The organism is Pseudomonas sp. JY-Q, from assembly GCF_001655295.1.
In the GTDB taxonomy this organism is placed as follows: domain Bacteria; phylum Pseudomonadota; class Gammaproteobacteria; order Pseudomonadales; family Pseudomonadaceae; genus Aquipseudomonas; species Aquipseudomonas alloputida.
This window is the reverse complement of the sequence record NZ_CP011525.1, coordinates 3,524,608-3,544,530: the sequence shown is the minus strand read 5'-3', so window position 1 is coordinate 3,544,530 and position 19,923 is coordinate 3,524,608. Positions and strand designations below refer to the sequence as shown.

Genomic DNA, 19,923 nt, shown 5'->3' with positions numbered 1-19,923 from the left:
CTTTTCACCTGTGGCAGGGGCTTTAACCGCGACCGGCACGGGCAACGCATTTCAAGGCTGTGGGGCGGCAGGCGCCGCCCGCTGAACGACGACCAGAGGGCAACAATCCATGACCAGTGCGACTCTTCCAGCCGCCGTCAGCAGCGAGCTGCTGGCAGTGGAGGACATCGAAGTGATCTACGACGGCGCAATCCTCGCCGTGGCCGGTGTATCCCTGCGGGTCGGGCAGGGCGATATCGTCGCCTTGCTAGGCGCCAACGGTGCTGGCAAGAGCACCACACTCAAGGCTATTTCCGGCCTGGTGCAGGCCGACCGGGCGCAGGTCAGCCGTGGCCATATCCGCTTCCAGGGGCAGGACACCGCCGGTGTCGCGGCCAACCTGCTGGCACGCCAGGGTATCGTCCATGTGCTGGAAGGACGGCATGTGTTCGCCCACCTGACCATTGAGGAGAACCTGCGCAGTGGCGGCTTCCTGCGTAACCCGACGCGGCGCCAACTGGAGCAGGATCTGGAGCGCATCTATGCCTGGTTCCCGCGCTTGAAGACCAAGCGCAAGACTCAGGCTGGGCTGACTTCCGGCGGTGAGCAGCAGATGCTCGCCATCGGCCGCGCGCTGATGACCAAACCGCGCCTGGTGCTGCTCGACGAGCCCTCGATGGGCTTGGCGCCGATCCTCGTCGAGGAGATCTTCGCCATCGTCGCCCAGCTCAATGCGCAGGAGGGCGTGAGCTTTCTGGTGGCCGAGCAGAACATCAACGTTGCCCTGCGCCATGCTAGCCATGCCTACATCCTGGAGAACGGCCGGGTGGTGGGTGAGGGCAGTGCTGCCGAGCTGGCCGCGCGGGAAGATATTCAGCATTTCTACCTGGGCGGCAAGGCTGACTGAGCGGTGGCGACGGCTGTGGAACGCTGTGGTCATACCGCCTTTTACTGAGTAGGTGATGTTCCATTCAACGCGGCCCAGGCCGCGTTTTTTTGTCCTGACGAAAGCGCTGTGGCGCCGGCAACAGCGGTTGTGCAGATTGCTCCGCAGACGGTGCATCATAGTGTTGAGTAGATTGTTCAAGTGATTGAATAACAATGATTTTTTCTGTTGGCATGGTTGTTGGAACAACTGGATTTGCAGCGCCTGGAAAGGCGCCTACCTCGTCATTCCAAGGATCACTGCCATGCGCTCTACCGCTTGCTACAGAACAGCTCTTTCTCTGGCCATCCTGCTGGCCGGCCCCGCGTTTGCCGACAGCGATGATGAAGGCTTCATCGACGGCACGCAGATCCATGTGCTCAACCGCAACTTCTTCTTCAGCCAGGACTATCGCAACGGCGACTTCACCCTCAACCCCAACAAGGGTGAGCGGCAGAGCCTGCATCGTGAATGGGGCCACGGCATCATCGCCAATCTGCAATCCGGTTTCACCCGTGGCACTGTCGGCTTCGGCGTGGATGTGCAGGGGCTGGTCGGGCTCAAGCTCGATGGCGGCAATGGGGCAGTCGGCAATGGTGTCGGCGTGCCCGGCATCGTGTCGCGCTCGGGGAGCAACTTCGATGGCGAGCCCAAGGACAGCTACGGCAAGGTTGGCGCCGCGCTCAAGGTGCGCGCCTTCGACACCGAACTGCGCTATGGCGACGTCAGCCCGACCAGCCCGGTGCTGCACGCCAGCGACATTCGCCTGCTGCCGCAGACTCTGCGCGGCTTCATCTTCAACAACAACTCGCTGGATGGCCTGAGCCTGCAGGGCGGCAAGCTGGAGTCGAGCAGTGACCGCAACGCCAGCAACCACCGTGGTGATCTCGGCACCGTCTATGCCGGGCGTATCAAGGGCGCCAACGATGTGGTGTACCTGGGTGGCGATTACCTGTTCAACGACCAGCTCACCTTGCGCCTGCACAGCAGCCGCCTCGACGACGTATGGAACCAGTCGTTCTTCAGCGTCGACCATGTGCAGCCGCTGGGTAGCGAGCTGAGCCTGAAGACCGGCCTCAATTATTACCGCACCCGTGACAGCGGCCAGGCGCTGGCCGGCCAGATCGACAACGACTCATGGAGCGTGCATGCCGGTCTGGCTGCCGGCGCTCATGGCTTCAAGCTGTCCTACACACGCATCGATGGCGACACGCCGTTCGACTACGTGTGGAACACCTATGACCTGCAACTGGATGCCGCCTCGCAGGTTTCCGACTTCAACAACCCCAATGAGCGAGCCTGGGAAGCCCGTTACGACTATGACTTCGCCACGCTTGGCGTGCCTGGGCTGAGCCTGACGGCCCGCTACGTGCGCGGTACCGACATCGACGGTACGCGCGCGGGGGGCGCTTACAGCTACTTCAATGGTACCGAGGACGGCCGCCACTGGGAGCGCAACCTGTGGCTGAAGTACGTGCTGCAGAGTGGGCCGGCCAAGGACCTCTCGTTCAACCTGATGCAGGCCACCCACCGCGTCGGTGGCGATCACGTCGCCGAGTCCAACGTCGACGAACTGCGCCTGATCGTCCAGTACCCGCTGGATATCAGCCTCTGAGAACCTGCTCACGATCTCGCGAGATAACGCCATGCAACACCGATGGCGGCCCCGCAAAAACAGGCGAGGCGCGGTCGGAGTCGCGCTCGACTTCATCCGCTGTAAATGAGCAGTCCGACCACGCTGGCGCTCCAGCCTTTTTTAACGCAGGAGGGCCGACGCGCAGCAGGTCGTGAACAGGTCTGAGGCAAGTGTCCGCCCGGCAACAGCCAATCCACAGTTTGCCGCCACAGGTGCTTTTCCAATTATCTGGATTGCGCATCAAGTCATTGAATATGAAGGATTTTCCAGGTTGGTACGGGCTGTGCAGTAGCCCTGGAGAATCCATCACGCTTGGAGCAACACATGACTCAGTCACAACCCGCCGATCTGCGCGAGCAGGTCAGCTCGGCGCCTCGGCGCCCGGCACAGATCATCCGTAGCGACGCCGAAGCCATCGAGGTGGCGCAGCGCTTGGCCGAGGATTTTGCCCGTGAGGCAGCCTGGCGTGATCGCGAGCGGCGCCTGCCCTGGGAGGAACTGGATCGCTTCTCCGAAAGCGGTCTGTGGGCAATCAGCGTGCCCAAGGCGCACGGCGGCGCCGGGGTATCTTATGTCACCCTCAGCGAGGTGATCGCGACCATCTCCGCCGCCGATTCATCGCTCGGCCAGTTGCCGCAGAACCACTTTGGTGTGCTCAGCAACCTCGGCCTGACCGGCAGCGAGGCGCAGAAGCGCCGCTACTACGCCAAGGTGCTGCAAGGCTACCGTTTCGGTAACGCCTTTTCCGAAGCGCGCAGCCAGTACGTCACCACCTTCCAGACGCAGATCCGCTTCGACGGCGACAGCGCCGTGCTCGATGGCGAGAAGGCCTACTGCACGGGGGCACTGTTCGCCCACATCGTCCCGGTCGCGGGTGTCGACGAGGAGGGCCGCCCGCACATCGCCTTCGTGCCACGCGATGCAGCTGGCCTGACGGTGATCGACAGTTGGGATGGCTTCGGCCAGCGCATCACAGCCAGCGGCCAGGTGCGTATCGAAGGCGTGCGAGTGCCAGCGAGCCAGGTGATACCGGCCTGGAAGGCCTACGACCAGCCAACCGCTGATGGCCCGATCTCGCAGATCATCCAGGCCGCCGTGGACACCGGCATCGCCCGTGGCGCCTTTGCCGAAACCCTGCGCGTGGCGCGTCAGGCACGCCCCTGGGTCGACAGCGGCTTGCAGCACGGCTGGCAGGATCCACTTGGCCAGGCGCTAATCGGCGAGCTGGCCTGGCGCCTGCAGGCGGCCGAGGCGATCTTGCAGCGCGCTGCCGAGGCGGTCGATCGCGCCGTCGCCGAGCCTGGCGAAGAGCTCGTTGCTGAAGCCTCAGTGGTGGTCGGCCAGGCCAAGGTGCTGTCTACCGAGATTTCCCTTGAGGCGTCCAGTCGCCTGCTGGAGCTGGGCGGCACGCGCAGCGTCTCGGCCAGCCAGGGGCTGGACCGCTTCTGGCGCAATGCGCGCACCCACACGCTGCATGACCCGGTGCGCTGGAAGTACCACCTGGTCGGCAATCAACTGCTCAACGGCATCAAGCCGCAACGTCATTCCTGGAACTGAGGTCACGTCATGTCCAACACCCATTCCCAAGGCCGGGGTGACCTGGCCCACGCCCGTCATGTCGAGGCAGCTCTGCTTGACTACCTGCGCGGGCAGAGTGCTCGCCATGAAGCGCTGGTCATCGCTGCAGTCGGCGAGTTGCGCATCCGTATCGACGCCGCCGACGCGTTGCTGGCACGCGCCGACGCCTCGCAGTCGGCCGCCATCGCTTTTCGTTTGGGCGCCGCCGAGGCCGCGCGCCTGGCCGCGCAGACGCATTTCGAACTGGTGGGCAGTAGTCTGCCGCGTCCGCAGCCGGGCAGCGCCGAACCGGCACTGCCCACTCAACGGCGACTGCTCGGCGACCACTACCTCAACGGCGCCGCCTTGGCAGATCAGCAAAGGGCGCAAGCATGAGTCGAATCCTGACGTTGCTCACCGCCCTGGTGCTGGCATTGGCGGGCGGCCTGGCACAAGCCGAGGAGGAGGGCGAGGCCGTGCCGTCGCTGGCCGGCAAGCGCATTGCCGTGAGCATGACTGGCACCAGTCATTACTTCGACATCAAGGCGTTCCAGGCGCAGGTCAATGAGATCAAGCGCCTGGGCGGCACGCCGATCACCCTCGACGCCGGGCGCAACGACCGCAATCTGGTCACACAACTGAACACGGTGGTCACGCAAAAGCCCGATGCGGTGATTCAGACCCTCGGCACCCTGAGCGTGATCGACCCCTGGCTCAAGCGCATCCAGGCAGCAGGCATCCCGCTGTTCACCATTGATGTGCCATCACAGTACAGCCTCAACAACACCACCTCGGACAACGTCGCGGCCGGCCGCGCGTTGGCCGAACAGCTGGTGCGCGACACCGGCGGCAAGGGCCGCATCCTGGTGTTCAATGGCTTCTACGGGGTGCCGGTCTGTGGGATCCGCTACGACGAGTTGAAGAAGGTACTGGCCGATCATCCGCAATTGCAGATCGTCCAGCCGGAGCTGCGTGACGTGATTCCCAACACCGTGCAGGACGCCCGCAGCCAGATCGCCGCGCTCCTGAACAAGTACCCCAAGGGCGATATCGCCGCCATCTGGTCGGCCTGGGACATCCCTCAGCTCGGCGCCAGCCAGGCGCTGATCGACGCCGGGCGCAGTGAGATCCGCACCTATGGTGTGGACGGCACGCCGGAGGTACTGGAGCTGCTCGCCCCTGACAACTCGCCCATCGGCGCGGTGGTTGCGCAGCAGCCCGACCTGATCGGCCGCACCGCCGTGCGCAACGTTGCCCGCTACCTGGCCGGCCAGCGTGATCTGCCGAAGGAAACCCATGTCGCCGCGCTATTGACGACCCGCGACAACCTGGCTCAGGTCAAGCACCTGCGAGGTGACCAATGAGGGACAACGACTGCTCCGGCATTTCCCGGCGCGGCCTGCTCGGCGCGTCTTCGGCGATGCTCGCTCTCGGGCTTGCCGCACCATTGACCCGCACCATGGCGGCTGGAGCCGACAGCGGTGCCGAGGCCAGTGCCACAGTGCCTTCGCTCAAGGGCAAGCGCATCGCCATCAGCACCGTGGGCACCAGCATCTACTTCGACAGCCGGGCCTTCAAGGCGCAGGTCGAGGAGGTACAGCGCCTGGGCGGCACGCCGATCACCCTGGATGCCGGGCGCAACGACAAGGCCATGGTGACCCAGTTGCAGAATCTGGTGACGCAGAAGCCCGATGCAGTGATTCACACCCTCGGCACGCTGAGCATCATCGAGCCCTGGTTCAAGCGCATCAGCGCCGCCGGCATCCCGCTGTTCACCATCGAGGTGCCGTCGCAGTACGCGGTCAATACGATTTCCGCAGACAACTGGAGCACGGGTTTGCTGCTGGCCAAGCAGTTGGTGGCCGATCTGCGCGGCAAGGGCAGGGTGCTGCTGTTCAATGGCTTCTATGGCGTGCCGAGCTGCGGCATTCGCTATGACCAGTTGAAGCTGGTGAGCAAGTTCTACCCGCAGATCGAGTTCATCCAGCCGGAGTTGCGCGACGTGATTCCCAACACCGTGCAGGATGCCCGCAGTCAGGTTGCCGCCTTGCTCAACAAGTACCCCAAGGGTGAGCTCGACGCGATCTGGGCGGCCTGGGATCTGCCGCAGCTCGGTGCCAGCCAGGCGCTGATCGAAGCCGGGCGCAATGAAGTGCGCACCTATGGCGTCGACGGTACGCCCGAGGTGCTGGAACTGCTGCGCCAGCCCGGCAGCCCGGTGGCTGCAGTGGTGGCGCAGCAGCCTGCGTTGATTGGCCGTACGGCGGTGCATAACGTCGCCCGCTACCTGGCCGGCGAGCACGATCTGCCGCCCGAAACCTTCGTCGAGACCCTGCTGACCACGGCGGGCAACGTCGATGACGTCAAACGCATTCGAGGCGACGCATGAGTACGCCGGTGCTGGAGCTGCGTGGCATCGTCAAGACCTTCGGTGCCACCCGGGCGCTCGACGGCGCCAGCCTGCGGGTGGCGGCGGGCAGCGTGCACGGTCTGGTGGGCGAGAACGGCGCCGGCAAGTCTACGCTGATCAAGGTGCTGGCCGGCATCCACCGCCCGGACGCCGGCAGCCTGCTGCTCGACGGCCAGCCGCACGGGCATTTCAGTCCGCGCCAGGTGGAGCGCCTGGGCATTGGCTTCATCCACCAGGAACGCTTGTTGCCGGCCCGTTTCACCGTGGGTGAAGCCTTGTTCTTCGGCCACGAACGGCGATTCGGGCCCTTGCTCGATCGCCGCTCCCAGCAGCGCGAGGCCGCGCGTCTGCTGGACGACTACTTCGGCCTGCGACTGCCGGCGAATGCGCTGATCGGTGAACTGAGCAGCGCCGAGCAACAGATGGTGCAGATCGTCCGCGCGCTGCTGATCAAACCGCGTGTGCTGGTGTTCGACGAACCCAGCGTGGCCCTGGTGCAGCGTGAGGTGGAGCGTTTGCTGCGGATCGTCCAGCGCCTGCGTGACGATGGCCTGGCGATCGTCTACATCTCCCATTACCTGCAGGAAATCGAGGCCCTGTGCGACCGCGTGACGGTACTGCGCAACGGTCGCGATGTCGCTGAAGTCTCCCCGCGCAACACGTCGCTGGAGCAGATCACCCGCCTGATGGTCAACCGCGAAGTCGGCGAGCTGTACCCCAAGGTAGCGGTGCCTGCCGGTGCGCTGTTGCTCGACGTGCGCGGGCTGGGTCGGGCACGGGCCTACCAGGGCATCGACCTGCAGGTGCGCCGTGGCGAGATCGTCGGCCTCACCGGGCTGGTGGGCTCGGGCGCCAAGGAGTTGCTACGCAGCCTGTTCGGCCTGGCGCCACCGGACAGCGGCGAGGTGCGCCTGGACGGGCAACCGTTGTCCTTGCGCAGCCCGCGCGAGGCTGTCGCCCAGGGCGTCGCGCTGATGCCCGAGGAGCGCCGTCGGCAAGGCGTGGCGCTCGACCTGAGCGTGCAGGAAAACACCACCCTGGCGGCACTGTCGCGCTTCGTCCGCCTGGGGCTGCTGTCGCCGGCGCGCGAGCGGCATACCACCCTGGAGCTGATCGAGCGCCTGAGGATCAAGGCCCCTGGCGCGCATGCCAAGGTGCGTCAGCTCAGCGGCGGCAATCAGCAGAAGGTGGCGCTGGCCAAGTGGTTCGCGCGGTGTTCCAGCCTGTACCTGCTGGACGAGCCCAGCGTTGGCATCGATGTTGGCGCCAAGGTGGAGATCTATCGGCTGATCGGTGAACTGGTGAAGGAGGGCGCCGGGGTGTTGATCCTCTCGTCCGACCTGCCGGAGTTGATCGGCCTCTGCGACCGCATTCATGTCATGCACCGCGGCGCCATCGCCGCACGTTTCGCCGCTGGCGAGGCGAACAGTGACCGCCTGCTGGCGGTGGCTACCGGCGCGCAACGCGCGCAGAACGAGGAACGACCTTTCTATGCCTATGCCATTGCTATCTGATGCCTTCCACCCGCGATTCGCGCAGTGGCTGCTGCGCCGTGGCGCGCTGCTGGCCTTCGCCGCGATCCTGTTGGCCTTCGCCCTCAGTGCGCCGAACTTCCTCACCCCGAGCAACCTGGTCAATGTGCTGGCCCAGTCGGCGATCCTCGGCAGCCTTGCCTTCGGCCTGACCACGGTGATCATCGGCGGCGGCTCGAACGTGGTGTCCGGTGGGCTTGATCTGTCGCTGGCGGCCAACCTCGGGTTGTCCGCTGCGGTCTATGCCAGCCTGAACAACGCCGGTTTCGGCGATGTTGTCAGCATCGCCGCGACGCTTGGCACTGGCCTGGCCATCGGCACGCTGAATGCGCTGGTGGTGGTCGGTTTCCGTTTGCCGCCGCTGCTGGCGACCCTGGCCACGATGAACCTGGTGGCCGGGCTGGAACTGGTGCTGACCGAAAACACCGTGCTGCCCAGCACTTCGCCGTTGCTGGAAGGGCTGGCCTTCGGTAGTTGGCTCGGCGTGCCAGCTCTGGCCTGGGTGCTGCTGGCGGTCGGTGGCGTGCTGATCGTGTTGATGCAGTACACGCCATTCGGCCTGCGTCTGTACGCCATCGGCGAATACCCGGAGGCGGCTAATGCCGCTGGCCTGTCGGTGCGTGGCTACGTGTTCGCCAGCTACCTGATCAGCGGTCTGTGCGGCAGCCTGGCCGCGTTTTGTTCAGCGGCCTGGTTCAGCGGCAGCACCACCGGCTCCGGCGAGATGCTGCTGTCGGTGGTGGCCATCGCTTTTCTTGGGGTGATCTTCTCCCAGCGTCTGCAGCCGAGCATCGGCGGCACGCTGCTGGCAACGATGCTGGTCGGGGTGTTGATCAACGGCTTCCAGCTTCTGAATATTTCCAGCTTCTGGGTCGACGGCGTGCAGGGTGTCCTGATCCTGCTGGTGGTGGCCCTGTCCGGTTTGCGCAACAAGGAGGCCTGAGATGTCCGATTCGTTATCCGCCCCGCAGCCTGCCGGTCTGACCGGGCTCTCTGGCCGGGCGTTGCTGCGCCTGGTCATGCCGACGCTGTTCGCCGCCGTTCTACTGTTCTTCGCGTTGAAGGCACCCGGCTTTCTCACCGTCGGCAACCTGTCCAGCCTGTTATTGAACAATTTCGTGCTGCTGGCCATCGTCGCCATCGGCATGACCTACGCCATCGCTGCGGGTGGCATCGACCTGTCAGTCGGCACTGCGCTGGACTTCTCGGCGCTGACCTTCGTCCTGCTGCTCAATGCCGGCTTCGGGCTCTATGTCGCGATTCCCGGTGGGCTGCTGGCTGGCAGCCTGGCCGGGTTGTTCAATGCCGGGCTGATCGCCGGGCTGCGTATTTCCCCTTTTCTGGCCACCCTTGGCACGCTGTTCATTGGCAGCAGCGTGCAAAAGCTGCTTTCCGATGGCGGACAACCGATCTACCTGGAGGCGCAGGTGCGCAGCGGCTTGGCCAGTGAGCGCTTGCTCGGCGTGCCGCTACCCTTGCTGCTGGTGGCACTGTTGGCGCTGGTGTATGGCGTGGTATTGGCGCGTGGCCGCTTAGGCCGGGAGATCATCGTCCTTGGCAGCCAGCCACTGGTGGCGCGTTATTCGGGCCTGGCGCAGCGACGTATCGCTGCCCTGGTGTTCATCGCCAGTGCCTTTGCCAGCGCGCTGGCGGGCATCCTGCTGCCGGCCACGGTGAACGCCTACGCGCCGATGTCCGGCAATGCCTTCCTGATGAATGCCATCGGTGCGGTCTTCATCGGTGCCACGCTGAGCCTGCACAACCGGGTCAACGTACCCGGTACACTGCTCGGTGTGCTATTTCTCAACGTCACGGCCAACGGTCTGCTGCTGATCGGCTGGAATTTCTTCTGGCAGCAGGTGGCCACCGGCGTTCTGATTCTCTCGGTTCTGCTGTTCAGTTTTGCCAGTCGGCGGCTCGGCGCTGGCTAGTTCTGGCGTTCCGGGCGAAACGCCAGTGCCGTGACGAGGCCTGGGGTGTGCCCCAGGCCATGCTTTCAGGACTGCTTGGCACCGCCACCGATCTGCCAGACATAGGGCGGTTCGCTGCCATTGACGTGCCAGTCGCCGATGATGCGTTCCTTGTAGATCACCGGGTTGTGCGAGGCGGCAGTACGGGCGTTGCGCCAGTGGCGATCGAGCTGTTTGGTGGTGCTGGTACCGGAGGCGCCGAGGGTGTTGAACAGGTCGCTGGTGGCACGCAGCACCCATTCGATGGCCGCCACCTGGGCCTGGGCCGATTCCAGTTCGGCGGCGATGTTGGCCTTGCGCTCGGCGTTCTCGTCATTGCCGAAACGCGCCAGGTAGGCTTGCTGCGCGGCCTCGCTGGCGCGCAGGGTGCCTGCCTCGGCGGCGTAGATCAGGCCGGAGGCCTTGCCGATAACCTGCAATACCTGTGGATCCTCGCTTACCGCTGCGCCATTGCCATGGCTGAACACGCGCGTGCGCTTGCTGGTTTCCTGGCTGAAGTCACGCACGGCGGCGCGGCCGGAACCGACGATGACGGCGAGCAGCACCAGTTGGTAGAAGGCCGTCTGGTATTTGAAGCGGGTGGCGAAGTCGATGATGTTCTCTTCCTCGACCACCGCGTTCTCGAACACCGAGGTGCCGCTGCCGGTGGTGCGCTGGCCAAAACCATCCCAGTCGTCGCTCTGGGTGATGCCGGGTTGGCGGGTACGGATCGCTGCGATCACGTCGCCACCGGTGTCGTCTCGGCGGGCGAACAGGTCGATCCAGTCGGAGAAGAGGCTGCCGGTGCTGTAGTACTTGGTGCCATTGACCACCCACTGATCACCCTGGCGCGACACCCGGGTGCTGACGTCGCCGATCTTCACTGCGCCCACCTCCGTCCAGGCGCAGCCCACCAGATCGCCGTCGACGAAGCGTTTGAACCAGACGTCCTGTGGTGTGCTGGCATGGGCGTTGAGGCGGTCCTCGACGAAAGCAAAATGCCCGCGCAGTGCCTGCGGCACATTGGAGTCGGCTTCGGCCAGTTCGATCAGCAGCTGGAACAACTGTGGCAGGGAAGCGCCGGCACCGCCCTGTTCGACGGGTACACGCACGGCGCCGAAGCCGGCGTCCTTGAGCCACTGGATGGGCTCATGGGGCAGGGTGCGGTTGCGCTCGCGTGCCACGCTGGATTCGGCGATGCGGGCAAAGATGGGGCGGAAGCGGGCGGCAAGGGATTCGTAGTGGGTACCGGTAGACAGGTGGGGCAGTGGGGCTTGGGCGGTCATCGCAGTTCTCCTCGATTGATGCGATTGCTGACGGTGACGCTCTCGCAAACTTCGTGCCTTGCAGTGAATGCCTTTTAAATCAACGGGTTGTGATCATTCTGGTGGGGCGGGCTGTTCGCTCGCCGACAGCTTGCTGAATGACTGTTGGTGGGCGGTCAATTGCGTTTTCCGGGGCAACTGTTGGCCGAGGGTCAGTGGTTCAACAGCTTGTTGGCCAAAAGACAGTTCAGGCTGCTAGCGCTAGCGTTCAAGTACTTGAATTTAAATGTTTTTATGGGTTGGCACGGTTGCTGCTGAAGCTCCCTCAGGTAATGCCCGCTGGGCAAGGAGGGATGAGCATGAACGCACGTGTTATCAGGGTCGTGGTGGTGTCCGGCAGCCTGCGGGCCCCGTCACGCACCCATGGTCTGCTGCAGGCCCTGGTGGAGCGGCTGCCGGCCGTGTTGCCGAAGCTGGAGGTGCACTGGGTGCGCATCGCCGAACTGTCCGCCAGCCTGGCCGGTTCGCTGGAGCGCGATAGCGCCTCGGCTGACCTGCAACCGCATTTGCAGGCCATCGAGCAAGCCGACCTGCTACTGGTCGGCAGCCCGGTGTATCGCGCGTCCTACACCGGTTTGTTCAAGCACCTGTTCGACCTGGTCGATCACCAGTCGCTCAAGGGCGTGCCCGTGGTGCTTGCCGCCACCGGTGGTAGCGAGCGACATGCCTTGATGATCGATCACCAGCTGCGCCCGCTATTCGCTTTCTTCCAGGCCCACACCCTGCCGTACGGGCTGTACGCCAGTGTCGAGTCTTTCGACGATCAGCGCCTGGCTGACCCTGCGCAGTTCGAACGGATCGAGCGGGTGCTCGACACCGTCGGCGCCTTCTTTCATATCCCGGTCGCCCGCGCGGCCTGACTTTCCGAGTTACAGGAGACATCGCCATGAGCCAACCGATCAAATTCGCCTACTGGGTTCCTAACGTCAGCGGTGGCCTCGTTGTCAGCAAGATCGAACAACGCACCAGCTGGGACATCGATTACAACCGCAAGCTGGCGCAGATTGCCGAGCGTTCCGGGTTCGAGTACGCGCTTTCGCAGATCCGCTTCACCGCCGGCTATGGCGCTGACAACCAGCACGAGTCGGTAACCATCAGCCACGCGCTGCTGGCCGCCACCGAAAAACTCAAGGTGATCGCCGCGATCCTGCCCGGACCCTGGACGCCGGTATTGGCAGCCAAGCAATTGGCAAGCATCGACCAGTTCACCGCGGGCCGCATCGCCATCAACGTGGTGTCCGGCTGGTTCAAGGGCGAGTTTCGCGCCATCGGCGAGCCATGGCTGGACCATGATGAGCGCTATCGCCGATCCGAGGAGTTCATTCGTGCGCTGAAGGGTATCTGGACGCAGGACAATTTCAGCTTCCACGGTGATTTCTACCGTTTCAACGACTACACCCTCAAGCCCAAGCCGCTGCAGCAACCGCACCCGGAAATCTTCCAGGGCGGGAGCTCGCGGGCCGCGCGCGACATGGCCTCGAGGGTCTCCGACTGGTACTTCACCAATGGCAACAGTGTCGAGGGCATCAAGACCCAGGTCGACGATATCCGCACCAAGGCAGCGGCCAACGGGCATTCGGTGAAGGTCGGGGTAAACGCTTTCATCATCGCCCGCGACACCGAAGAAGAGGCCCGCGCGGTGCTGGCGGAGATCATCGCCAAGGCCGACCCGGAGGCGGTCAACGGCTTTGGCAGTGAAGTGAAGAACGCCGGTGCGGCCAGCCCGGAAGGCGAGGGCAACTGGGCCAAGTCGACCTTCGAAGACCTGGTGCAGTACAACGACGGCTTCAAGACCAACCTGATCGGTACGCCACGGCAGATCGCCGAGCGCATCGTCGCGCTCAAGGCGGTCGGCGCCGACCTGATCCTCTCCGGCTTCCTGCACTTCCAGGAAGAGGTCGAGTACTTCGGCAAGCATGTGTTGCCGCTGGTGCGCGAACTGGAGCAGGAGAAGCATGCCTCCCTCGCTGTGGCCTGAGGTGCGTGGCCATGCATGAGCCGCTCGCGGACAACCTGCCGGCCAGCTTGCTGGCCCGGGCACATCAACGTGGGGCGGACGTTGCGTTGCGCCACAAGCGTCTAGGCCTGTGGCAGGCGCGCAGCTGGGCGCAACTGCTGGCCGAGGTGCAGAGCCTGGCCACCGGGCTGCGCGAGGCCGGCTTCGCGGCCGGCGACAGTCTGCTGATCGTCAGCCGGCCGCGCCCTGAGGCGCTGCTGGCAAGCCTGGCGGCGCAGTGGCTGGGCGGCGTCGCGGCACTGCTCGACCCGCTGATGCCCGACGCGGAGCAACTGACGCTGTTGCGTGAACTGCAGGCCGGTTTCGTCTTTGCCGAAGGTCAGGAGGAGGTCGAGCGGGTGCTGGCGAGCGGTCATGTGCCGGCATTGCTGTTCTACGCCGATGGCCGTGGCCTGGCGGATTCCGGGTTGCCGAATTACGCTCGCCTGGCCGCGCAGTTGCCCGATCCTGCCTTGCCGGTGCAGGCGCAGAGCGAGCGCCCAGCCTTCAGCTTTCACCGGCTGGATGCCGATGGCCAGGTTCAGCAGCATGGGCTCAGCCATGCCGAGGTGCTGGGCGAGGGGCGTCGGCTGGTCGAACAGGAGCGCCTGACGGCGGCCGAGGAAGCCTTGGCCTCCCGCAACTTCGCCACCAGCGGCCAGGCCCGCTACCTGCTGGCGCCTTGGCTGCTGGCAGGCTTTCGGATGAATTTTCCGGAGAGCCTGGCGACCCGCGACACCGACCGCCGTGAACTCGGCGCGACCCTGGTACTCGGCACCCACGACAGCTACGGCCGCCTGTATGCACTGGCGCAGCAGCGTCTACCGCTGCCGGGCAGCCTGCTGCGGCGCTGGCTGGACTGGGCGCTTGACGCGCGCGGTGGGTTGCTGCGCAACGGCCTTGGCCAGGTGTTGCTGCGTCGGCCGCTGCGCGATGTGCTGGGCCTGAGCCGCACCCGGGTGCCGCTGCTGGTCGGTGAGGCCCTGCCGGGCGAGGTGCAGGCGTTCTTCGCCGCCCTTGGGGTGGCGCCGCGTATCTGGCGGGAGGCGCCCCGCTGGCAGGCCGTGCGCAGCCCTCGTTCATCCCTCGCTGCTCGGTCGCAAAGCCGGGTTCAGCCCGTCTGAGGAGTGTTCATGTCGAATTCCCCGTTGCTGGAACTGGAGGGCATCAGCCTGTCGTTCAAGGGTGTGAAGGCCATCAGCGACATCGGCTTCAGCGTCGCCGAAGGCGAGATCTGTGCGCTGATCGGGCCCAATGGCGCGGGCAAGAGCTCGCTGCTGAATGTCATCAATGGCGTCTACCGGGCGCAGCAGGGGCGTATTCGTTTTGCCGGGCAGCAGCGTCGGGTGATGCACCCACATGCAGCGGCACGCGGCGGCATCGCTCGCACCTTCCAGAACATCGCGCTGTTCAAGGGCATGAGCGTGCTCGACAACGTGCTCACCGGGCGCAACCTCAAGCGCCGCAGTTCCTGGCTGGAGCAGGCGTTGCGCATCGGCCGCGCGCCGGGCGAGGACGATCGCCAACGCGCCGCCGCCGAGCGGGTCATCGAGTTTCTGCGCATCCAGCCGTGGCGTGACGAAATCGTTGGCACCTTGCCCTATGGCCTGCAGAAGCGGGTCGAGCTGGCCCGTGCGCTGGCCGCCGAGCCTCGCTTGCTGCTGCTCGACGAGCCGATGGCCGGGATGAATGCCGAGGAGAAGCGCGAAATGAGCCGCTTCATCGTCGAGATCAACCGTGAGTTCGGCATGACGGTGGTGCTGATCGAGCACGACATCGGCGTGGTCATGGGCATTTCCCACCATGTGGTGGTGCTCGATTACGGCCGCAAGATCGGCGACGGCTCCCCCGAGCAGGTTCGCCGCAACCCCGACGTGATCGCGGCCTATCTGGGTGTCCGCCCGGCGGCGGCTTCGGGGCTGTTCCCACACAGGAGCGCGACATGGCATTCTTTTTCGAAGTGCTGATCGGTGGCCTGCTGGCCGGGGTGATGTACTCCCTGGTGGCCATCGGTTTCGTACTGATCTACAAAGCCAGCGGTGTGTTCAACTTCGCCCAGGGGGCGATGGTACTGTTCGCCGCGCTGACCTTCGTCAGCCTGCTGGAGCGCGGCGTGCCGTTCTGGCTGTCCTTTCTCGTCACCCTGGCGACGATGATCGCCCTGGCGCTGCTGATCGAACGGGCGGTACTGCGGCCATTGGTGGGGCGTTCGCCGATTACCCTGTTCATGGCCACGCTCGGCCTGGCCTACATCATCGAGGGCGTCGCCCAGGCCTTGTGGGGTGCTCAGGTTCACGGCCTGGAGCTGGCCATCAGCGACGCGCCGCTGGCGCTGGGTGGCCTGCTGCTGTCGCAGTTCGACCTGTTCGCCGCCGCAACGGCGGCGGCCCTGGTGGTGCTACTGTCCTTGCTGTTCAACCGCACGCGCATCGGCCTGGCGCTGCGTGCGGTGGCCGACGATCCCCGCGCGGCGATGAGCGTCGGTATCCGCCTGCCGAGGGTGTGGGCGGTGGTCTGGGCGGTGGCCGGGTTCGTTGGGCTGGTCGCCGGGCTGCTCTGGGGCGCGCGCCTTGGGGTGCAGTTCTCGCTCTCGCTGGTGGTGCTCAAGGCCCTGCCGGTGCTGATCATCGGCGGCTTCACCTCGATCAGCGGGGCGATCGTCGGCGGCCTGATCATCGGCGCTTCGGAGAAGCTCGCCGAGGTGTACCTCGGGCCGCTCATCGGCGGCGGCATCGAAAACTGGTTTCCCTATGTGCTGGCCCTGCTGTTCCTGCTGGTGCGTCCGGCTGGGCTGTTCGGCGAGCGCGCCATCGAGCGAGTCTGAGGAGCGTCGATCATGCTGTATCGAGAAGCGGGTCAGTTCAGCGTGCGTTACGCCGACGACCGACGATTCTTCCGCCTGCGCCAGGATCGGCTGGGCCTGGCGGCCTTGGTCCTGTTCGCCTTCATCGGCGTGCCACTGCTGGGCAACGATTACTGGTTCAGTGCCATCCTGATCCCATTTCTACTGCTGTCGCTGGCCGGCCTAGGGCTGAACCTGCTGACCGGTTATGCCGGGCAACTGTCCTTGGGTTCGGCGGCGTTCATGGCAGTAGGTGCCTTCGCGGCCTATAATTTCGAGCTGCGCGTGGCGTGGCTGCCGCTGCTGGCCAGCCTGCTGCTCGGCGGCCTGGTGGCGGCGCTGGTGGCCGTGGTGTTCGGCCTGCCAAGCCTGCGCATCAAGGGCTTCTATCTGCTGGTGTCGACACTGGCGGCGCAGTTCTTCGTGCCATGGACGTTGACCCGCTTCAGTTGGTTCAGCAACGACAGTGCCTCGGGGGTGATCAGCGCGCCGCCACTGCTGATGGCCGGGTATGACTTTTCGTCGCCGGCCGGGCGCTACCTGCTGACCCTGGCGGTGGTCAGTGCGCTGTTCTGGCTGGGCGCCAACCTGGTGCGCAGCGAGCTGGGGCGCAACTGGATGGCGGTGCGCGACATGGACACCGCCGCCGCAGTGATCGGCATTCCCCTGTTGAAGACCAAACTGCTGGCTTTTGCCATCAGCGGCTTCTACCTCGGCGTGGCCGGTTCGCTCTGGGCCTTCACCTACCTGGGCACGGTGGAGCCACACGGCTTCGACCTGAACCGCTCGTTCCAGATCCTGTTCATCATCATTATCGGCGGCCTGGGCAGCATCCTCGGGAACTTCCTCGGCGCCGCCTTCATCGTGCTGTTCCCGGTGCTGCTGTCGAACCTGGCCGGGTTGCTGCCGACCGGGCTGATCGATGCCGGACAGATAGAGAACCTGCAGAAGATGGCCTTCGGCACGCTGATCATCATCTTCCTGATCAAGGAACCGGAGGGCCTGGCGCGCCTCTGGCAACGCTTTCGCGAGCGCACTCGGCGTTGGCCGTTGCGCCACTGAGCGAACCTTCGCACCGGGCTTCGCCCGCCTTATGTCACTGCCCACTGATTTGTAAAGGATAACCACGATGTCGACCCGATCCGTCCTCGGCCGCCTGGCGCTGGCCGTGAGCCTGGCGGCCGGTGCACTCAACGTGCACGCGGCCAACGAACAGTATTTCCCCCTGCAGAGCTACCGCGTTGGCCCCTATGCCGCAGGTGGCACCGGTTTCTTCGGTGGTTTTATCGATTACCTCAAGTACGTCAACGCCCAAGGCGGCGTGAATGGTGTCAAGCTGACCTGGAGCGAGTGCGAGACTGAATACGTCGTGGAGAAGGGGGTGGAGTGCTACGAGCGCCTCAAGGGTGGGCTCAACGGCGCACCGGCTGCCGCCACCAATCCGCTGTCGGTGGGTATCGCGTATGCCACCCTGGAACGCTCCACGGCCGACAAGCTGCCGCTGATCACCATCAACCACGGGCGTACCGACTCCACCGATGGCAGCGTGTTCCCTTACGTCTTCCCGCTGCAGCTCAATCCCTATTCCGAGGTATCGGCCATCGTCAACTGGATCGCTCAGCAGGCAGGCGGCGAGCAGGGCCTCAAGGGCAAGAAGATCGTCACGCTCTTTCACGGTTCGCCCTATGGCAAGGAAACCAACGGGGTGCTGCAGGCCCTGGCGGACAAGTACGGTTTCGAGTTGACCCTGCTGGAGGTGCCGCACCCCGGCAACGAGCAACAATCGCAATGGCTGAACATCCGCCGTCTGAAGCCGGACTGGGTCATCCTGCGCGGCTGGGGCGTGATGAACCCGGTGGCGCTGAAGACTGCGCAGAAGGTCGGTTTCCCTGCCGACCGCATCATCGGCAATATCTGGAGCAATTCCGAGGAAGACGCGGCGCCTGCCGGTGCCGCGGCCAAGGGCTTCATCGCCATCACCACGCATCCGTCAGGTACCGAGTTCCCGGTGCTGCAGGGCATCGAACAGGCGGTGGTGGACAAGGGCCAAGGCGACCTGGCCGATCCGAAGCGCTTCGGCACCGTTTACTACAACCTCGGCGTGGTCAACGGCATCCTCAACGTCGAGGCATTGCGTCTGGCTCAGGAGAAGTTCGGCAGGCAACCGCTGAGTGGCGAGCAGGTGCGTTGGGGCTTCGAACACCTGAACCTGGACGATACCCGCCTGCAGGCACTCGGTGCCAAGGGGCTGGTGCAGCCGCTGAAACTGTCCTGCTCCGACCATGAAGGCGGTGGTGCGGTGCGCTTCCAGCAGTGGGACGGGCAGAAGTGGAAACTGATCAGCGACTGGGTACAGGCCGACCGCGCGTTTTTGCGGCCGATCATCGAGGCCTCGTCGCATCAATATGCCAAAGAGAAGGGTATCACCCCGCGTGATTGCAGCCAGGAAGGCTGATCGCGCAGGCAGGGCCGGTGGCGTCCCCCCGGCCTGTCTTCAGCCCTGCGCAGTTCGGGCGCCGCCGCGCACCAGGCCCACACCGGCTCAAAGGTTGGGGGCTGCTTCCAGTCTGTTGCGATTGCCGCCATTTGTCGCGGCCATGCGCTTCTGTCCTTCGCAACCCTCCTCGCGCAGTTGGCAAGGGGGGCGCAATCGTTCGTGGCGGCCTCTCAGATTGATAGTTGTATCGCCCGCTCAGGGCGCATCTGGGGCTCTGGCCGGCGCCGATTGACCACCAGTTCGCCGATGGCGATCAGTCGGGCGCGGGTGATGTTGCGGCTCAGACCCAGCAGGCTGGCCGTGTGCACCTGGTTGCAGTGGCAGAAACGATAGGCACTGCGTAGCAGGGTGTCCTCGACCTTCTCGTGCAGGCTGCCGGCCTGCTCCTCGAACAGGCGCTGAAAGGCACGCAGCAACTGCTCTTCGGCGCTTTCGGCGGTGCTCACCGGCGACTTGTCCTGGCGCTCGATGCGCAGGTGCGACAGGCGCAGGTCGTCGTCCTGCACCAGGCCATTGCGGCACACCAGCAGGGTGTGGTGGATGACGTTTTCCAGCTCGCGGATGTTGCCGGGCCAGTCGTAGCTCACCAGCTTGCGTTCGGCCTCGGGGGACAGGCGCACTTCGCCGTAACCCAGGCGGTTGCAGTAGGTCTTGATGAAGTGTCGGGTCAGCGGCAGGATGTCGCCCGGGCGTTCTCGCAGCGGGTAGAGTTGCAGGCTGACCACGTTGAGGCGGTAGTACAGGTCTTCGCGGAAGTTGCCGGCAGCGATGGCCTTGTCCAGTTGCACGTTGGTGGCGGCGACCACGCGCACGTCGATGGGGATGCTCTTGCGCGAGCCCAGGCGCACCACTTCACGCTCCTGCAGCACGCGCAACAGCTTGACCTGGATGGCCATGGGCAGGTCGCCGATTTCGTCGAGGAACAGCGTGCCGCCGTTGCCCTCCTCGAACCAGCCGGCCTTGGCTGCCAGGGCGCCGGTGAAGGCGCCTTTCTCGTGGCCGAACAGCTCGGCTTCCACCAGCGACTCCGAAAAGGCGCCACAGTTCACCGCGACGAAGGGGCCGTTGCGCCGTCCGCTGAGGTTGTGGATGTGGCGTGCGACCAGCTCCTTGCCCGTGCCGGTCTCGCCGATGATCAGGACGCTGGCCTCGCTGGGGGCGACCTGTTGCAGGTGGGCGAGCAGCGCCTGCGATCTAGCGTCTTCGAAGACCTGTGCGGTCGCCCGGATCGAGGTGGCCAGTGACGGCGAAGGGGGGAGGGTCAGCAACTGCATG

The 19,923-nt window shown here is 64.9% G+C and carries 18 protein-coding genes and 1 pseudogene; 16 read left to right on the top strand and 3 right to left on the bottom strand.

All coding sequences use genetic code 11. From position 1 onward, the window contains the following. Positions 1-109: 109 nt before the first annotated feature. The 9 genes from AA098_RS16055 (at position 110) to AA098_RS16015 (ending at position 9,970) form a co-directional block, all read left to right on the top strand. Positions 110-886, top strand: coding sequence for an ABC transporter ATP-binding protein (locus AA098_RS16055; RefSeq protein WP_003253986.1), 777 nt, complete (start codon positions 110-112; stop codon positions 884-886). A gap of 283 nt (positions 887-1,169) precedes the next feature. Beyond that, the gene (locus AA098_RS16050) at positions 1,170-2,519 is read left to right on the top strand and encodes an OprD family porin (protein ID WP_064614761.1); all 1,350 of its coding nucleotides are present in this window, start codon (positions 1,170-1,172) and stop codon (positions 2,517-2,519) included. Positions 2,520-2,864: 345 nt separating this feature from the next. Next, on the top strand, positions 2,865-4,097 hold the full coding sequence (locus AA098_RS16045) for an SfnB family sulfur acquisition oxidoreductase (RefSeq protein ID WP_064614760.1): 1,233 nt from the start codon (positions 2,865-2,867) through the stop codon (positions 4,095-4,097). 9 nt (positions 4,098-4,106) lie between these two features. After that, positions 4,107-4,493 carry a hypothetical protein gene (locus AA098_RS16040; RefSeq protein ID WP_020193806.1) on the top strand — a complete coding sequence of 129 codons (387 nt, stop codon included), beginning with the start codon at positions 4,107-4,109 and terminating at the stop codon, positions 4,491-4,493. Next, positions 4,490-5,461 (top strand): sugar ABC transporter substrate-binding protein, encoded by a 972-nt coding sequence (locus AA098_RS16035; protein WP_064614759.1) that lies wholly within the window; start codon positions 4,490-4,492, stop codon positions 5,459-5,461. Before AA098_RS16040 ends, AA098_RS16035 begins: the two co-directional genes overlap by 4 nt. Continuing rightward, on the top strand, positions 5,458-6,486 hold the full coding sequence (locus AA098_RS16030; protein WP_003253980.1) for a sugar ABC transporter substrate-binding protein: 1,029 nt from the start codon (positions 5,458-5,460) through the stop codon (positions 6,484-6,486). Before AA098_RS16035 ends, AA098_RS16030 begins: the two co-directional genes overlap by 4 nt. Continuing rightward, positions 6,483-8,021: a sugar ABC transporter ATP-binding protein gene (locus tag AA098_RS16025; RefSeq protein ID WP_003253979.1), complete on the top strand. Its 1,539-nt coding sequence runs from the start codon at positions 6,483-6,485 to the stop codon at positions 8,019-8,021. Before AA098_RS16030 ends, AA098_RS16025 begins: the two co-directional genes overlap by 4 nt. Further along, positions 8,005-8,982, top strand: coding sequence for an ABC transporter permease (locus tag AA098_RS16020; RefSeq protein WP_003253978.1), 978 nt, complete (start codon positions 8,005-8,007; stop codon positions 8,980-8,982). Before AA098_RS16025 ends, AA098_RS16020 begins: the two co-directional genes overlap by 17 nt. A 1-nt stretch (position 8,983) precedes the next feature. Next, positions 8,984-9,970 (top strand): ABC transporter permease, encoded by a 987-nt coding sequence (locus tag AA098_RS16015; RefSeq protein WP_003253977.1) that lies wholly within the window; start codon positions 8,984-8,986, stop codon positions 9,968-9,970. A 65-nt stretch (positions 9,971-10,035) separates the two neighbouring features. On the opposite strand, the gene AA098_RS16010 is transcribed toward AA098_RS16015, so the two are convergent. Next, positions 10,036-11,274, bottom strand: coding sequence for an acyl-CoA dehydrogenase family protein (locus tag AA098_RS16010; protein ID WP_004576524.1), 1,239 nt, complete (start codon positions 11,272-11,274; stop codon positions 10,036-10,038). A gap of 338 nt (positions 11,275-11,612) precedes the next feature. On the opposite strand from AA098_RS16010, the gene msuE reads away from it, so the two are divergent. The 7 genes from msuE (at position 11,613) to AA098_RS15975 (ending at position 18,606) form a co-directional block, all read left to right on the top strand. After that, positions 11,613-12,173 (top strand): FMN reductase, encoded by a 561-nt coding sequence (gene msuE / locus AA098_RS16005; RefSeq protein ID WP_004576525.1) that lies wholly within the window; start codon positions 11,613-11,615, stop codon positions 12,171-12,173. Between the two features lie 26 nt (positions 12,174-12,199). Beyond that, positions 12,200-13,291, top strand: coding sequence for a dimethylsulfone monooxygenase SfnG (gene sfnG, locus AA098_RS16000; protein WP_004576526.1), 1,092 nt, complete (start codon positions 12,200-12,202; stop codon positions 13,289-13,291). 11 nt (positions 13,292-13,302) lie between these two features. Then, positions 13,303-14,433 (top strand): AMP-binding protein, encoded by a 1,131-nt coding sequence (locus AA098_RS15995; RefSeq protein ID WP_064614753.1) that lies wholly within the window; start codon positions 13,303-13,305, stop codon positions 14,431-14,433. Positions 14,434-14,442: 9 nt separating this feature from the next. Continuing rightward, positions 14,443-15,276, top strand: coding sequence for an ABC transporter ATP-binding protein (locus tag AA098_RS15990; protein ID WP_003253972.1), 834 nt, complete (start codon positions 14,443-14,445; stop codon positions 15,274-15,276). After that, entirely contained in the window at positions 15,252-16,133 is an 882-nt protein-coding gene (locus tag AA098_RS15985; protein WP_003253971.1) for a branched-chain amino acid ABC transporter permease, read from the top strand. The genes AA098_RS15990 and AA098_RS15985 overlap by 25 nt, the downstream gene beginning before the upstream one ends. Before the next feature lie 12 nt (positions 16,134-16,145). After that, positions 16,146-17,213, top strand: a complete 1,068-nt coding sequence (locus AA098_RS15980) for a branched-chain amino acid ABC transporter permease (protein WP_004576528.1) — start codon at positions 16,146-16,148, stop codon at positions 17,211-17,213. Between the two features lie 67 nt (positions 17,214-17,280). After that, on the top strand, positions 17,281-18,606 hold the full coding sequence (locus tag AA098_RS15975; RefSeq protein ID WP_004576529.1) for an ABC transporter substrate-binding protein: 1,326 nt from the start codon (positions 17,281-17,283) through the stop codon (positions 18,604-18,606). Positions 18,607-18,696: 90 nt separating this feature from the next. Here AA098_RS15975 and AA098_RS29840 read toward each other — a convergent pair. Together AA098_RS29840 and AA098_RS15970 are read right to left on the bottom strand one after the other, a co-directional pair. Beyond that, positions 18,697-18,765, bottom strand: a pseudogene (locus tag AA098_RS29840) (hypothetical protein); the annotation flags it as partial. A gap of 53 nt (positions 18,766-18,818) precedes the next feature. Then, on the bottom strand, positions 18,819-19,922 hold the full coding sequence (locus tag AA098_RS15970) for a sigma-54-dependent Fis family transcriptional regulator (protein WP_003253968.1): 1,104 nt from the start codon (positions 19,920-19,922) through the stop codon (positions 18,819-18,821). Position 19,923: the final 1 nt, after the last annotated feature.